The 13409-nt window shown below is 63.8% G+C and carries 14 protein-coding genes; 1 reads left to right on the forward strand and 13 read right to left on the reverse strand.

From position 1 onward, the window contains the following. Position 1 precedes the first annotated feature (1 nt). The 11 genes from CGLAU_RS09550 to arsB form a co-directional block, all read right to left on the reverse strand. The gene (locus tag CGLAU_RS09550; RefSeq protein WP_095660499.1) at positions 2-1618 is read right to left on the reverse strand and encodes a ComEC/Rec2 family competence protein; all 1617 of its coding nucleotides are present in this window, start codon (positions 1616-1618) and stop codon (positions 2-4) included. Beyond that, the gene (locus CGLAU_RS09555; RefSeq protein ID WP_095660500.1) at positions 1615-2268 is read right to left on the reverse strand and encodes a ComEA family DNA-binding protein; all 654 of its coding nucleotides are present in this window, start codon (positions 2266-2268) and stop codon (positions 1615-1617) included. Before CGLAU_RS09555 ends, CGLAU_RS09550 begins: the two co-directional genes overlap by 4 nt. A 92-nt stretch (positions 2269-2360) precedes the next feature. Next, entirely contained in the window at positions 2361-3293 is a 933-nt protein-coding gene (locus CGLAU_RS09560; RefSeq protein ID WP_095660501.1) for a hypothetical protein, read from the reverse strand. Between the two features lie 41 nt (positions 3294-3334). After that, entirely contained in the window at positions 3335-4129 is a 795-nt protein-coding gene (locus tag CGLAU_RS09565; protein ID WP_095660502.1) for a DegV family protein, read from the reverse strand. Then, the gene (locus CGLAU_RS09570; protein WP_095660503.1) at positions 4129-4803 is read right to left on the reverse strand and encodes a histidine phosphatase family protein; all 675 of its coding nucleotides are present in this window, start codon (positions 4801-4803) and stop codon (positions 4129-4131) included. The genes CGLAU_RS09565 and CGLAU_RS09570 overlap by 1 nt, the downstream gene beginning before the upstream one ends. Continuing rightward, on the reverse strand, positions 4797-5267 hold the full coding sequence (rsfS, locus tag CGLAU_RS09575; RefSeq protein ID WP_095660504.1) for a ribosome silencing factor: 471 nt from the start codon (positions 5265-5267) through the stop codon (positions 4797-4799). Before rsfS ends, CGLAU_RS09570 begins: the two co-directional genes overlap by 7 nt. A gap of 68 nt (positions 5268-5335) precedes the next feature. Next, on the reverse strand, positions 5336-5947 hold the full coding sequence (nadD, locus tag CGLAU_RS09580) for a nicotinate-nucleotide adenylyltransferase (RefSeq protein ID WP_095660505.1): 612 nt from the start codon (positions 5945-5947) through the stop codon (positions 5336-5338). After that, the gene (locus CGLAU_RS09585; RefSeq protein ID WP_095660506.1) at positions 5944-7227 is read right to left on the reverse strand and encodes a glutamate-5-semialdehyde dehydrogenase; all 1284 of its coding nucleotides are present in this window, start codon (positions 7225-7227) and stop codon (positions 5944-5946) included. Before CGLAU_RS09585 ends, nadD begins: the two co-directional genes overlap by 4 nt. Positions 7228-7716: 489 nt before the next feature. Next, positions 7717-8628 carry a D-isomer specific 2-hydroxyacid dehydrogenase family protein gene (locus tag CGLAU_RS09595; RefSeq protein ID WP_095660508.1) on the reverse strand — a complete coding sequence of 304 codons (912 nt, stop codon included), beginning with the start codon at positions 8626-8628 and terminating at the stop codon, positions 7717-7719. Positions 8629-8662: 34 nt separating this feature from the next. After that, on the reverse strand, positions 8663-9082 hold the full coding sequence (locus CGLAU_RS09600; RefSeq protein WP_095660509.1) for an arsenate-mycothiol transferase ArsC: 420 nt from the start codon (positions 9080-9082) through the stop codon (positions 8663-8665). Positions 9083-9111: 29 nt separating this feature from the next. Beyond that, positions 9112-10212 carry an ACR3 family arsenite efflux transporter gene (gene arsB, locus CGLAU_RS09605; RefSeq protein WP_198304916.1) on the reverse strand — a complete coding sequence of 367 codons (1101 nt, stop codon included), beginning with the start codon at positions 10210-10212 and terminating at the stop codon, positions 9112-9114. Between the two features lie 4 nt (positions 10213-10216). Here arsB and CGLAU_RS09610 point away from each other — a divergent pair, with 4 nt between their 5' ends. Then, complete coding sequence (locus tag CGLAU_RS09610) at positions 10217-10591, forward strand: ArsR/SmtB family transcription factor (protein ID WP_095661163.1); 375 nt, start codon at positions 10217-10219, stop codon at positions 10589-10591. A 6-nt stretch (positions 10592-10597) separates the two neighbouring features. Here CGLAU_RS09610 and proB read toward each other — a convergent pair whose 3' ends face one another. Together proB and obgE are read right to left on the reverse strand one after the other, a co-directional pair. Next, positions 10598-11719, reverse strand: a complete 1122-nt coding sequence (proB, locus tag CGLAU_RS09615) for a glutamate 5-kinase (protein WP_095660510.1) — start codon at positions 11717-11719, stop codon at positions 10598-10600. Next, positions 11720-13219 carry a GTPase ObgE gene (gene obgE, locus CGLAU_RS09620; protein ID WP_095660511.1) on the reverse strand — a complete coding sequence of 500 codons (1500 nt, stop codon included), beginning with the start codon at positions 13217-13219 and terminating at the stop codon, positions 11720-11722. Between the last annotated feature and the right edge of the window lie 190 nt (positions 13220-13409).

Here is a 13409-nt window from a genome sequence, read left to right on the forward strand (position 1 = left end):
TCTATGGCTCCCGCGTGCCGTCAGCGCGCAGGGTCACTGGCCCATCGCGGTTTGGATAGATCACCGGAACGCCCTGCGGCGTCATCGCGGGTCGCTTCGTGGGCGGCCCGGATTCGAGGACCACTACGAGCTGAGTACCGGGGGGCACCGGCTCGATACCTGTCTTCGACGCGACCACGTGCGCACGTAGCGTCGATTGATCGACGACGGGCGCCTGCGGCGCGAGAGACGGCACCACCATTATGACGGCGGTCAGAGCAAGTGTGAGCCTGGTTCGCTTTGCGACGATCCCCGCAACCACCCACCCATACAGCACCAGCGCGGTCAACGGTGCCGCCGGCATTGTAGCGACCGGCAATCCTGCACCGACCTTGGCCACCGTATGTACCCACCACGCCATGGGTTCGATGCACCACAACAATGGCACCTCAAGCCCGCCCGGTAGCAGGCTAAGTACGACTGCGACGAGCCCCAGGATGGTAATCGGTGCGACCACCGGGGCGACGAGGACGTTGGCCGCGACCGAGACAAGCGAGACACGTCCGGCCATGAGCGCGACAATGGGCATGGTGACCACGTCCGCGGCGATCGCTACCGCCAGTGCACGCACCAGGATGTCCGGCCAGCCGGTAACCGCGAGCGCGGTGTACAGCAACGGACTCAAAGCAACGATCCCGGCGGTTGCGGCGACAGACAGTGCGAACCCGTAATGCACTGCGAGATCGGTGTCCACGAGCACCAGCCCTATGACGGACAAGCACAACGCGTGAAGTGGCTCCGCGCGGGTGGATGCCACCACAGCCACCAGCCCCACCAGTCCTGTCACAGAAGCGCGCAGCACGCTGGGTTCGGGACCAACTAACGCGGCGAAACTCAGCAGCGCCACCGCCGCGCTTGCCAGCCGGAGGTAAAGGTTCAATCTCAGCGCCGTAGCAAGAAGGACAGCCGCCGTGGTGACGATCGCTACGTTCGAGCCCGATACAGCCGAGAGGTGGCTCAGACCAGTCTCGATGTAGGCCTGTTCCTCAGCCGCAGTCTGGGCGGTTGTGTCGCCAAGCACCATGCCAGGGATCAGCCCACGGGTGCTGGGTCCGACAGTGGCTTCGACAGATGCTCCGAAAATTGCCCGCACCCGCAGCGCAAGTGCAGCTAAACCGGTCGGTGGCGCTTCCAGCTCGAGGGTTCCGCTGAGCACATAGGGGTTCACGCCGACCCGGCCGGATTCTTGCAGCGTGCCGGATGCGGTAACCGTCGTGCCCGCAGCGATCCCATCAGGAACTGAGTCGCTGAATACCGCGAGCGTAGACGGATGTCCAGAAGGAGCAAGACGGGTGAGCCACGATCCGTTCTCCAACTGCTTAGGTTGCCCACTCACTGTCGCTGTGATGGGTTGGGCGAAATCCCAACCTGCGGCGATATGGGTACGCACCGCAGCAACAATCGCCGACGCGAACCCAAGAGCGGAAATCAGTACAGCTTGCCCCCGCTCCCCTACGAGGAAGCAACCACCAGCAACTAACGCCGCGCCGACCACCGCAACGCCAAGGCCCTGAGTGAGAACGGCGATTGCGGCGAACCACACCACCAGCGCGGCGGGGACGAGCCGCAGTTCGCTCACAGCGCGACCTGGTCCTTGAGCGCCTCAAACTTCGCTGGTCCGATTCCTTTAACGTCCATGAGCGCTTCCAACGTGGTGAATGGACCATTAGCCTCCCTGTGCGCGACGATCGCAGCGGCAGTGGCATCACCAATGCCCGGTAATGCGGTGAGTTCTGTGGCTGAAGCGGAGTTGATCGAAATTAATCCAGTTCCACCTGGAGAGCCTGGGGGCGCCGCGACCGGAGCCGCCTCGCCAATGGCGGTCACGTGGATCTGTTGCCCATCGACGAGTAGCTGCGCGTGATTGAGCGCGATGAGATCGGCGTGCGGGTGGGGCTGCGCGATGTTTAGCGCATCCGCAACGCGAGCGCCTTGGTTAAGTGTGACCAGCCCGGGGTTGGCCACCTCACCCACGACCGAGACGACGACCTGCTCGGGAGCGTGGGATTCCGTGGCGACATTGTCCCAGGATGCGGCGTTGCCGGTCGCGTCCGAAGCGTGGGTGAGCGACCACCCCGCCCATCCTCCGACGAAGGCGAGCGCCACCGCCGACGCAGCGAGGGCTTGTTTCGGCTCGACATGGAAACGAGGCGGGGGGTACTGAACGGGAAGGAGGTCCTCTTCTCCTGTTGGCCGGGTCAGTTCCTTGATGCGGTCGGTGGCGCTCATGGCGCTCAGCCTACGATAGCATCTATCGAAATAAAAGCACCACAATCAAAACTGTGGATGACCCGGATATGGGTTATCCACAAGTAAACCAGTTAGCGGTAGCGAACCTGGTCAACGAAACGGCCGAACTCGTCAGAGACCTGGTTGTCCCACTCCGACGGCCAGAGGTAGTAGCGGCCATGGTTGCCGCCATTGAACTGCGAACCCTGCAGGGTCTGCACCGAAAGATCACACACGCCGTCCAATGGTAGGCAGTAGTTCACGCGGTTCGGAGTACCGGCTGCGGTCTTGGTGTTGAACGGCAAGAAGCCGAGCGCGCCGCCCGCGCCGCCGCCTGCGACACCGACCGTGGTCGGGTCTTCCGGCGCGGTGTTCGGGTTGCCGAAGTAGACCACGCCAGCCAGCTGGCCACGGCGCGACAGCTCACGCTCGTGCTCCAGGAGAATCATCGCGCCCTGCGAGTAGCCGGTGAGAATGTAGCTAGGGCGGCAGCCGGTTGCAGCTTCGTAATCGTTGACCTGCTGCATCACGCCGATTCGGCCGAGCCGGACAGAGTCGCTGAACTCATTCGCTGCGCGTCGCGCGGTGCGCAGCGTAGGCACGGTGTATTCAAGCGCCAGCAGGAGGGCCTGGGCGGCGGTACTGGGGACGGATACGGCCGGCACGTCGTACTCCGGGTAGATCGCCGGGTAGTAGCTCGGCTCGAGGCCGAGCACCTCGACATCCTTCATCAACGAGACGCCACCGTGGGTGGCGCGGTAGCGGTTCTCCGCGTGGCGGAAAAACGCGCGCATGGTCTCACCTTCCCAGCCGTTGGATACCCAGGGAGCCTCTGTGGAGTAGCTGGTGCGGTGGATCTGACCATTCTGACCCGAGCCACGCGCAGCAATGACAGCGACAGAGGGGCATCGGTGCTGGGCTTCAGCCTTCGGGGCTGCAAGGGCAGGAACCAAAATGGTGCCAACAAGCACAGCGATTGCGGCGATCAGCACAAGACGAGCACGCAGAGCAAGAGAAGTACGCACGCGAGTAGTGTACCGGCAACCGGCGAACTCGGCAGCGCGAATTAGGACCCCTCAGCACCAAAGACCACCGAAAGACCGACTGCGCCGAGCCCGGCGTGCACCGCCAGGACGTCAACCAGCGGCTCTACGAGCACCTGGGATCCACGCGGAAGTACCTCATCGAGTGTGCTGGCGATCTGCTCAGCGGCACCATCAGAATCCACGTGCTGAACCGCGGCAAACACCGGCTGGTCACCGGCACGCTCCATCACCAATTCTGCGAGCCGTGAGAATGCCTTCGTCTGGGTGCGGGTCTTCGCTGCAACCTCAAACTTGCCGGCATGCAACCGCAGAATGGGTTTTGTGGCAAGCAGTGTGGCAGACAAAGCGGTGCCCGTCGACAAGCGACCCGACTTGCGAAGTCCCTCGAGTTGCTGGAGGTAGACCCAGGTTTCGGACCGCTTGATTGTAGAAACGGCCATCGCTTCGCACTCGTCGAGCGATGCCCCCTCACGCGCAAGTGTCGCGGCAGCCATCGCGGCCGCACCGATCGCCATGCCTGCGGTGTCAGTGTCCACAACCCGCACGGTGTCAGGGAAAACTGCAGATGCAGTGACGGCAGCTGACCAGGTGGATGACAGGGTCTTCGCTAGGTGCAATGCCACGACCCCGTCGTCGCCGCCGCGTTCCAGCTGGCGCGCGTATGCGGCAGTGAGTTCAAGTGCGGTCAGCCCGGAGGTCGATACCTCACTCTCCGGTTCTTCCATGACGTGCATGTCCACGACGGTGATGCCGAGATCGTCGGCGATCTCTCGCGGCAAGCCGGCGGCCGAATCCACCACTACGCGTACAGTCATTACACGTTCAACCCCTGATTCCACGCTTCGAGGTACCACTGGACACCTTTCGAGTCGCCCAACCCAGCCTCCTCAACACTGTGGCCCTCGCGGTAGCGCGGCATCGCCTGCAGGCGCGCCATGTTGGTGTTGGACAAGCTTTTGAGCAGCGGGTACTGGCCCTCGTCTAACCCGAGCAGGTTGGATGTGAGCGCAGAGATCGTGCCGCCGTGCGCCACGAGCAGCACCGCGGAACCATCCCAGCCGTCGTATGTGGCCATGAGCTCATCGACAACGGGTCGTGCCCGGCGCGCAACGTCGAGGCGACTCTCGCCCGCCGGCGGCGCCCAACCGGCGTTGTTGCGCCAGTGCGCACGAATGCCAGCTGAAGCTTGGTCGACTTCCTCGTGGGTTTTGCCCTGCCAGTCCCCGAGGTGCGTCTCGCGCAGGCGCCGATCTTCAGTCAGCTCAAGCCCCAATACCGCGGCGATGATTTCCGCTGTGCGCTTGGCGCGCACCAAGTCTGAGCTGATGATCCTGGACACCCCGAACTCCCGCATGAGCAACGCTGCGGCGCGCGCCTGCTCCACCCCTCGAGCAGAGAGTTCCGTATCAAGCTGGCCTTGCATCCTGCGGGTGGCGTTGTACTCCGTCTGACCGTGCCGCAGGAGAATGAGGCGTCGACTCTTTACCATTCGTCGGCGTCGGGGCCTTCGCCCGCAAGCGGTAGGTCTTCGATGCGTTCTGCCTCGCGCGTCTGCTCCGCGTCATCAGAGAACGTGCCCGGGCGCTGGTACTCCGGCACACCCTCAACGGCAATCACCGGGCAGTCCGCGTACAGGCGATCCAGCCCGTAGAAGTCGCGCTCAGCGTCGCGCTGCACGTGGACCACAAAGTTGCCGTAATCCAGTAGCACCCAGCGGTTCTCCCGGTTGCCTTCACGGCGCTTCGGCTCCGCGCCCGCGTCGGTAAGCTCCGCCTCGACTTCCTCGACGATGGAGGCGACCTGGCGCTCGTTGTCGGCGGAGGCGATGACAAAGATGTCAGTGATCGCCATGACGTTAGAAACGTCAATCACCGCGATGTTGGTTGCTAGCTTCTCGTCGGCGGCCTTCGCTGCGATGGTTGCCTGGTCGATGGAGATCTGCGAAGCAGTCAAGAATTACGTCCTTTGGTGTCGCTGCTTGGGTAGCTGCTGTGGTTTAAGGGTTTAAGCACAGGTGCGGTTCATTGTCCCACATACAGCTCGTGTTTGGCGATGTACTGCACCACCCCATCCGGCACCAGATACCACACCGGGTGCCCCTCAGCGGCGCGGCGGCGACAGTCGGTCGAGGAGATCGCCATTGCGGGAATCTCCACCAAGTGCACTCGCTCCTGAATATCCGCGGGCAGTCCGTCTTCGCTCAGCTCGTAGCCAGGACGCGTCACGCCGACGAACTGTGCCAGCTCAAACATCTGGCCCCAGTCGTGCCAGGACATGATCGAGCTCAGCGCGTCCGCACCGGTGATGAAGAACAGCTCCGCATCCGCATACTCCGCACGCAAATCCCGCAGCGTATCGATGGTGTAGGTCGGCCCGCCGCGGTCAATGTCCACGCGCGAGACATTGAACATCGGGTTCGACGCGGTGGCAATCACCGTCATCAAATACCGGTCCTCTGCCGGGGAGATCTTCCTGTCCGCCTTCTGCCACGGCTGCCCGGTAGGCACGAACAGCACCTCATCCAGCCCGAAGCGGTGCGCCGCCTCGCTCGCCGCAACCAGGTGGCCGTGGTGGATGGGGTCGAAGGTGCCGCCCATCACGCCGATGCGCCGCACAGGTTTGGCAGCAGTCATCGAATCTGCCCCTCCCCCTCAAGAATCCACTTGGTGGTCGTAAGCTCCGGCAGCGCCATCGGCCCGCGCGCGTGCAGCTTCTGCGTGGAAATGCCAATCTCTGCGCCCATGCCGTAGACCTCCCCGTCGGTGAACGCCGTCGACGCGTTGAGCATCACCGCCGCGGAATCGACGCGGTCAGCAAACCGCCGCAAAGCGAACGCGTTCTTTGATGCGATCGCGTCTGTGTGGCCCGTCGAAAAGCGAGCGATGTGCGCGATCGCCCCATCCACCCCTTCGACTTCGGCGACCGCAATGTCCATGGAAAGGTACTCGACGGACCAATCAGTCTCGGTCGCCTCCACAATGTCGGTTGCACCAAGGGCTTCAAGCTTATCGACGGCCCCGTGAACCGCAACTCCAGCATCCTGCAGCGCGCGGATGACCTTGAGCTTGTCAGCGTCGGGCAGATTGGCATCAATGAGCGCGGTCTCGGTGGCGTTGCAGACGGAGACGCGGCGGGTCTTGCCGTTGAGCAGCATCGTGATCGCCATGTCGAGATCCGCATCTTTGTCGATGTAGAAGTGGCAGTTGCCGGTACCGGTCTCGATGGCGGGCACCGTCGCGTTTTCCACGACCGCGTTGATCAGGTTCGCTCCGCCGCGCGGAATCACCACGTCGACGAGACCGCGGGCGGTAATGAGGTCCTGGACCGAATCGTGCGTTTCGCACGGCAGGAGCTGCACCGCCTCGCGAGGCAGATCGTGGGCCTCAAGCACGTCCTGGAGGATTTCCACCAGCTTTGCGTTCGAAGTGCGCGCCGACTTCGAGCCGCGCAACAGTGCCACGTTGCCGGACTTCAGGGCAAGGCCGAACGCGTCGACGGTGACGTTCGGGCGGGCCTCGTAAACCATGCCCATGACACCAAGCGGGACGCGGACCTGCCGCATGGCGATGCCGTTATCCATGGTGTGGCCGCGCAACACCTCCCCCACCGGATCCTCCAGGCCCGCGACCTGGCGTAGCCCTCCGGCAATGCCACTGATGCGATCCTCGCTGAGTGCAAGGCGGTCCAAGAGCGACTCAGCCATACCGGCGGCGCGGCCAGCGTCGATGTCATACTGGTTCGCCTCGAGGATCTCCGCCGCGCGGGACTCAAGCGTGTCCGCCGCAGCGAGCAGCGTCTCGTTCTTCTTCGGCGTGCTCAGCGTGGCTAGCGTTGGCGCGACCTGCTTTGCAGCGCGGGCCTTGGCGAGGACCTCGTCGCGTTCTGCCTGGCGTTGTGCGGTGGGCTCAGTCATGGGGCAATCGTAGCGGAGTTGCAGTCTGACATTGCCATACTCTAGTGAAGATCGAACTCGTTGCCGGGCACCATCACGCCCTTGACAAAGCTAGAGCGCCAATTTCACGATGAAGATGTGGCTGAAATCCTGCTAACGGGCGTACCTGATGATCTCCTTCGCCGCTTGGAGGATCGCGCTCGGAAATCGAATCTCACCATCTCGGACGTGATAATTCGAGAGCTCTCCGGACGCGGGACCAAAATGTCGACCGATGAGGCATTGTCTCAGCTGGCAGCTCAAGAACCCGTTTTAGACGGGGGCGAAACGATTGCCGAGTCTGTGCGAGCTGAAAGAGATTCACGCTAATGGTTCTTGACACTTCTGCGTTTGCAGAGTTGCTACGTTTGTCGCGCTAGCCGAAGCTCTCCATGAACCTCTGGTGACTTGCGATGCGCGGCTGGCTAAGAACCCGGCCCCCGAGGCCGCAGTCGTACTTATCGGTGGGACCTAGTAACCGGCGTCGACGTCGACCTCGGTGTGCATCTTCTCACCGGCCTGGAAGAGCTCCCAATTCTTCGCGGCGAGCGGGCCCACGCGGCGCTTCATGTACCGCGGAGTGTTCGCAGTGTGCGGCGTGATCACACAAGTGTCCAAATCCCACAGCGGGTGGTCGGAGGGCAGCGGCTCGGGGTCGGTGACATCGAGACCAGCACCACCGATTGCGCGGTTGCGCAGCGCTTCGGTGAGGGCGTCGGTGTCAATCAACGGGCCGCGGCCTACGTTGACCACCACCGCGGTGTCCTTCATCTTGGCCAGCACATCGGCGTCGACAATGTGACGGGTCTGGTCGGTGAGCGGGGTGAGCAACACGAAGATGTCGTTGTCCGCCCACACTTCGTCGGCCTCGTCGATCTTCACCGTGCGCGCAGCACCCTCGACGTCGTTGCCGGAGCGGTTCACCGCCGTGACTTCAACGCCGAACGGTGCGATGAACTCGATCAGCTTCTTGCCGATGCCGCCGGCACCGATCAGGGCGAGCTTCTGGCCGTCGAAAAGGAAACCAGTTTCTTCAGCGAGCTCCTTCTGGTTCCACTCGCGCGACACAGCCTTGTGGCGGTGCAGCACGGCGAGGATGAGCGCGAGCGTCGACTCTGCGACGGTGTCGTCGTAGAGCCCGGCGGCGTTGGCCCAGCGCACGTCGTGGGCAGTGAGGATACCGGCGGACAGCAGGTTGTCCACGCCCGCGTAGGCGATCTGAACCACCTTGACGCTCTCCGGCAGGGTCTCCGGGAACTCGTCCGGGCCGCCGCGGTAGACCAGCATGTCCGGGTTATCACTGAGTTCGACGAACTCGTGGCCTTCCGCCTCGAGATCGCGCACAACTTCGTCCCATGGTTTAGGCAAAAATGCGAACTTCATGCCTGCCTAGGATAGCGATCGCGCACGCCGCGCGTCACAGTTTGAGCATCTCCGCAACCAGGTTGCGAACCTTCGCGTCGATGTCGTCGCGCACCAACCGCATGCGCTCCATCCCCTCGACGCCGCGCTCCGAAGGTTCGTCGATAAGCCATTGCTCCAATGTGCCACTGGCGTCAGCGGGCAGATCAACCCTCGCCTCCTGCCCCAGCACGATAACGCGGTCAGCGGAGCGCAAGAGCTCCCCATTGATCGGTTTCGGCTGGCCTTTCGCCATGTCCACTCCGACCTCTGCAAGCGCCTCCACCGACTGCTGGTTCAGCGACGCGCCCGGCTCGGTGCCAGCGGAGAACACGTCGAGCCGCTCCCCCGCATGATGCTGGGCCAAGGCCGCAGCCATCTGGGACTTCCCGCTGTTGCGGACGCAAATGAAAAGTACTTGAGGCGTAGATTGCATGGCAGCAGTTCCTTCCTATTAGGTTCCCGCTAGGTCGCGGCTGGAGCCGAGGAGTGGGCGGGCGGCAAGGTGGGATCCCCCGGGAACAATGTCGGCCCGAGGAACCTCATGACGTAAACGAGTCCGACGAGTACGGGGATTTCAATCAGCGGACCGATCGTGCCGGCGAGCGCTTGGGCGGAGGCTGCGCCGAAGGTGCCGATCGACACAGCGATGGCTAGTTCGAAGTTGTTTCCCGCAGCTGTGAAGGCGACGGACGCGGATTGTGCGTAGCCCATGCCCGATGCCTTTGCAACGATGAGCGCCACGGTGAACATGCCGACGAAGTAGATCAACAGCGGCAGCGCCACCCGGGCAACGGTCCACGGGCGTGCGATGATCTGTTCCCCTTGGAGCGAGAACAACAGGACGATGGTGTACAGCAGTCCGACCAACGCCAGCGGCGAGATCGCCGGCAGAAAGGTGCGCTCGTACCAGTCGCGGCCCTTGGTCTTCTCGCCGACGATGCGTGAGCACACCCCGGCAAGCAGCGGGATGCCCAGGAAGACCAGCACCGAGGACACGATCGACCAGAACGAAAAGTCCGCGGAAGTCGTCGGAAGGCCCAGCCAGCCGGGCAGGATTTGCAGGTAGAACCATCCCAGCACGCCGAACATCGCGACCTGAAACACCGAGTTGATTGCCACCAGCACCGCGGTTGCCTCCCGATCGGCGCAGGCGAGATCGGACCACACGAGCACCATCGCGATGCAACGGGCAAGTCCGACGATGATCAACCCAGTGCGAAGCTCCGGCTCCTCGGGCAGGAAAGTCCACGCCAGCGCGAACATGAACGCGGGTCCGACGATCCAGTTGAGCACGATGGAAACCACCATCAACCGGGTGTCGCGCGTCAGCTCGCGGGTTTTGTCGTAGCGCACTTTAGCCAGCGGCGGGTACATCATCACCAGCAGGCCGAGGGCGATCGGGATGGAAATGCCACCCACTTCCAGCCCTTTGAGCACGTGGCCCAGCTCCGGGACCGCATGCCCGAGTGCAAGCCCCAGCGCCATCGCCAGAAGAATCCACACCGGGAGGAACCGGTCAAGGAAAGACAGTCGGGCAGGTTTCGCCTGTATATTCACGCTCATCAATATGGAAGATAAAAGACGTATCGATGTCTGTCAATACAGTGAGGTGGTAACAGTGACGGATCGCCCGACTTGCTGCTCGCTTGGGGCGGGTTTGCTCACCAGCGAGGAGGCGGAGCACTACGCCGGTCTCTTTAAAGTGCTCGCCGACCCTGCCCGCCTGCAACTGCTTTCCCGCTTGGCTGCCGAGGAGTGCGAACCGATGAGTGTCACCGAACTCGCGCAGGGCTCCGGGTTGAGCCAGCCCACCGTTTCACACCACCTGAAGCGGCTCACCGACGCCGGGTTGCTGGAAAAAGTCCGCACGGGCAGAACCGTCACGCATCAGGTCCGCTCGGCCCCGTTTGCAGATCTTCGCACCGTGCTCCAGATGGACTAGGCGGCGCTACAAGCGCGACGCGTAGTTGGAAAGGTAATCCGCGTGCACCACCGGGCGGCGTTGTTGCGCGTCCAATTCATCGGTGTGCTTGCCCAGCATGCTCGCTAGTTCGCGGGCGTTATAAGCAACCTCGCCGCGGCCGATCACCTCGGAATCCGGGCCGAGGATCTCAACGATATCGCCGGCGTGGAAATCGCCCTCGATGCCGGTGATGCCCACGGCGAGCAGGCTCGTTCCACCGCGGGTCACTGCCTTCACCGCCCCGGCGTCCAGGCGCAGCACCCCTTCCGCGTCCGCGGCGTAGAGCGCCCAGAATTTCCAGGCGTTGAGCTTGCGGTCCGGGCGCGTGTGGAACACGGTGCCCACCTGTGCGTCGCCGAGGGCTTCCTCGATCCGCTCAGTAGCGGTGAGCAGCACCGGCACGCCGCCGCGGGTGGCTAGGCGCGCTGCCGAAACCTTTGCCGCCATGCCGCCGGTGCCAAACAAGCCACCATCGCCAGCTTGGACCCCATCGAGGTCGCTGCCGGAGCGCACTTCGTCGATAAGCATGGCCCCCTCGTGTGAGGGATTACGGTCGTAGAGGCCGTCGACGTCGCTGAGCAGCACGAGTGCGTCGGCGCTGATCAGGGTGGCCACGATGGCGCTAAGACGGTCGTTGTCGCCGAAACGCATTTCGGAGGTGGCGACGGTGTCGTTCTCGTTGACGATCGGCACGGCGCCGATCTGGCGCAGCCGGTCGATGGTGCGTTGCGCGTTGCGGGCGCGCTCGCGCACGCCGGCATCCGCCTGGGTGAGCAGCACCTGGCCAATCGTGCGACCGTAGCGCGCAAACGACCGGCCCCACGACTGCGCGAGGTGGATCTGGCCGACGGCGGCGGCGGCCTGCTTCGTCGCCAAGTCCTGCGGGCGAGTACGCAGCCCGAGAGGCCCCATGCCGGCCGCGATCGCACCGGAGGACACCACGATCACGTCGGTGCCGCGGGCGATGCGTGCCTCGATCGCGTCGACGATGCGGTCGATTTTGGCCTGGGAGACGGCGCCGGCGGCGTCGACAAGCGAACTTGTGCCGAGCTTGACCACAATGCGCCGCGCGCCGGCAATTTGGGCGCGGAGATCAGCTGACTCCATTTATCCCTGCCAGCGCTCGGTGTCGGCGACCTCATCGGTGCCGTAGTCGTACTCGTCGATCAGGCCGCGGCGAGCCTGCGAGGCACGCTTGCGCTCGGCGGCGGAGGCGCGGTCCGTGCCGCCGAGACGGGCATCCTGGCCCCGACCGGCCAAGGTCGGATCGCCGCCGCGAGACGGCTCCCAGTCGAAGGAGACCTCGCCGATCGTCACCACATCGCCCTCGCGGGCACCGATCTTGCGCAGCGCGTCTTCCACACCGGCCTTCTCCAGGCGGTCGGAGAGGTAGCCCACCGCCTCGTCGTTTTCAAAGTCGGTTTGGCGGATCCAGCGCTCCGCCTTCTCGCCGGTGACAATCCAGCCGTCCGGGTAGATCGGGTCGCGCTCGACCACGATGCCGGAATCCTTCGAGCGGCTCTGCAGGCGGATGACCTGCGGCTCCCCGCTCGCCTTCACACGCGGTTGCGCGGCGCGGGCCTGCTTCACTATCTCCCACATGGCCCACTTCAACTCATCGAGGCCCTCGCGCGTCGCGGTTGAAATCTCGAAGATCGGCCAGCCGAACTTCTCCTCGATGTCCGCGCGCAGGAACTCCGCAAGCTCGCGCCCGTCTGTCACGTCGATCTTGTTCAGCACCACCAGGCGCGGGCGCTCGCGCAGATCCCCCAGCCCGGTGTCCATGTCCAGCTGGTCGGCGTAGCTGTCCAGCTCAGCTTCCAGCGCTTCAATGTCAGAGATCGGGTCGCGCCCCGGCTCCATCGTCGCGGTGTCCACGATGTGCGCCAGCACCGCCGTGCGCTCTATGTGGCGCAAAAAGTCCAGCCCCAGGCCCTTGCCTTCGCTCGCACCAGGAATCAGCCCCGGCACGTCGGCAATAGTAAAAGTATCGTGCCCGACATCGACCACCCCAAGGTTTGGGGCCAGGGTGGTAAAGGGGTAGTCAGCAATCTTCGGCTTTGCGGCAGAAAGCACGGAGATTAACGACGACTTCCCCGCCGACGGGAACCCGACCAGCCCAACGTCCGCCATGGATTTCAGCTCGAGGATAAGGTCGTGGGCCTCGCCCGGCTCACCCTTGAGCGCGAACCCGGGTGCTTTGCGCTTCGCCGTCGCCAGCGCCGCGTTGCCCAACCCGCCGTAGCCGCCCTCCGCGGCGATGAAACGGGTGCCCGGCTCGGTGAGGTCGGCGAGGATCTCCCCTTCCGCGCTGCGCACGACGGTGCCCACCGGCACCTCTAAGATCAGGTCCTCGCCGCGGGCGCCGTTGCGGTGGTCGCCTTCGCCGTTGCCGCCGCGCTTCGCCTTCACGTGCGGGCGGAACTGGAAGTCCAGCAGCGTGTGCACCTGGGGCGAAACCTCGAGGATGATGTCGCCGCCGTGGCCGCCGTTGCCGCCGTCCGGGCCGCCCAGCGGCTTGAACTTCTCGCGGTGCACGGACGCACAGCCGTGCCCGCCGTCGCCGGCCTGCAAATGCAGCACCGCACGGTCAACGAATTGCGTCATTGCGTCCGCCCTTCTCCCTAGTTACCTGGTGCATGTTAGTCGGTTGGTCAGCAGGTCCATATCTCTCGGGACTAATAAGGTCATATCGATTGCACAATTATTCCGATTGCGGAATAATTACGTAATGTTCATTGCATTTCCATACCGTTGGGGCTGAGAGTGGGTTTCACAGTCGAGGATTACGCGAACC

Origin of the sequence: Corynebacterium glaucum (assembly GCF_002287505.1) — a bacterium.
GTDB lineage: Bacteria > Actinomycetota > Actinomycetes > Mycobacteriales > Mycobacteriaceae > Corynebacterium > Corynebacterium glaucum.

Excerpts from the sequence above, each read along its gene's own strand:
- CGLAU_RS09555 (WP_095660500.1), bottom strand. The coding sequence starts at position 2,268 with ATGAGCGCCACCGACCGCATCAAGGAACTGACCCGGCCAACAGGAGAA.
- CGLAU_RS09565 (WP_095660502.1), bottom strand. The coding sequence starts at position 4,129 with ATGACTGTACGCGTAGTGGTGGATTCGGCCGCCGGCTTGCCGCGAGAG.
- CGLAU_RS09570 (WP_095660503.1), bottom strand. The coding sequence starts at position 4,803 with ATGGTAAAGAGTCGACGCCTCATTCTCCTGCGGCACGGTCAGACGGAG.
- nadD (WP_095660505.1), bottom strand. The coding sequence starts at position 5,947 with ATGACTGCTGCCAAACCTGTGCGGCGCATCGGCGTGATGGGCGGCACC.
- CGLAU_RS09585 (WP_095660506.1), bottom strand. The coding sequence starts at position 7,227 with ATGACTGAGCCCACCGCACAACGCCAGGCAGAACGCGACGAGGTCCTC.
- CGLAU_RS09595 (WP_095660508.1), bottom strand. The coding sequence starts at position 8,628 with ATGAAGTTCGCATTTTTGCCTAAACCATGGGACGAAGTTGTGCGCGAT.
- CGLAU_RS09600 (WP_095660509.1), bottom strand. The coding sequence starts at position 9,082 with ATGCAATCTACGCCTCAAGTACTTTTCATTTGCGTCCGCAACAGCGGG.
- arsB (WP_198304916.1), bottom strand. The coding sequence starts at position 10,212 with ATGAGCGTGAATATACAGGCGAAACCTGCCCGACTGTCTTTCCTTGAC.
- CGLAU_RS09610 (WP_095661163.1), top strand. The coding sequence starts at position 10,217 with ATGGAAGATAAAAGACGTATCGATGTCTGTCAATACAGTGAGGTGGTA.
- proB (WP_095660510.1), bottom strand. The coding sequence starts at position 11,719 with ATGGAGTCAGCTGATCTCCGCGCCCAAATTGCCGGCGCGCGGCGCATT.
- obgE (WP_095660511.1), bottom strand. The coding sequence starts at position 13,219 with ATGACGCAATTCGTTGACCGTGCGGTGCTGCATTTGCAGGCCGGCGAC.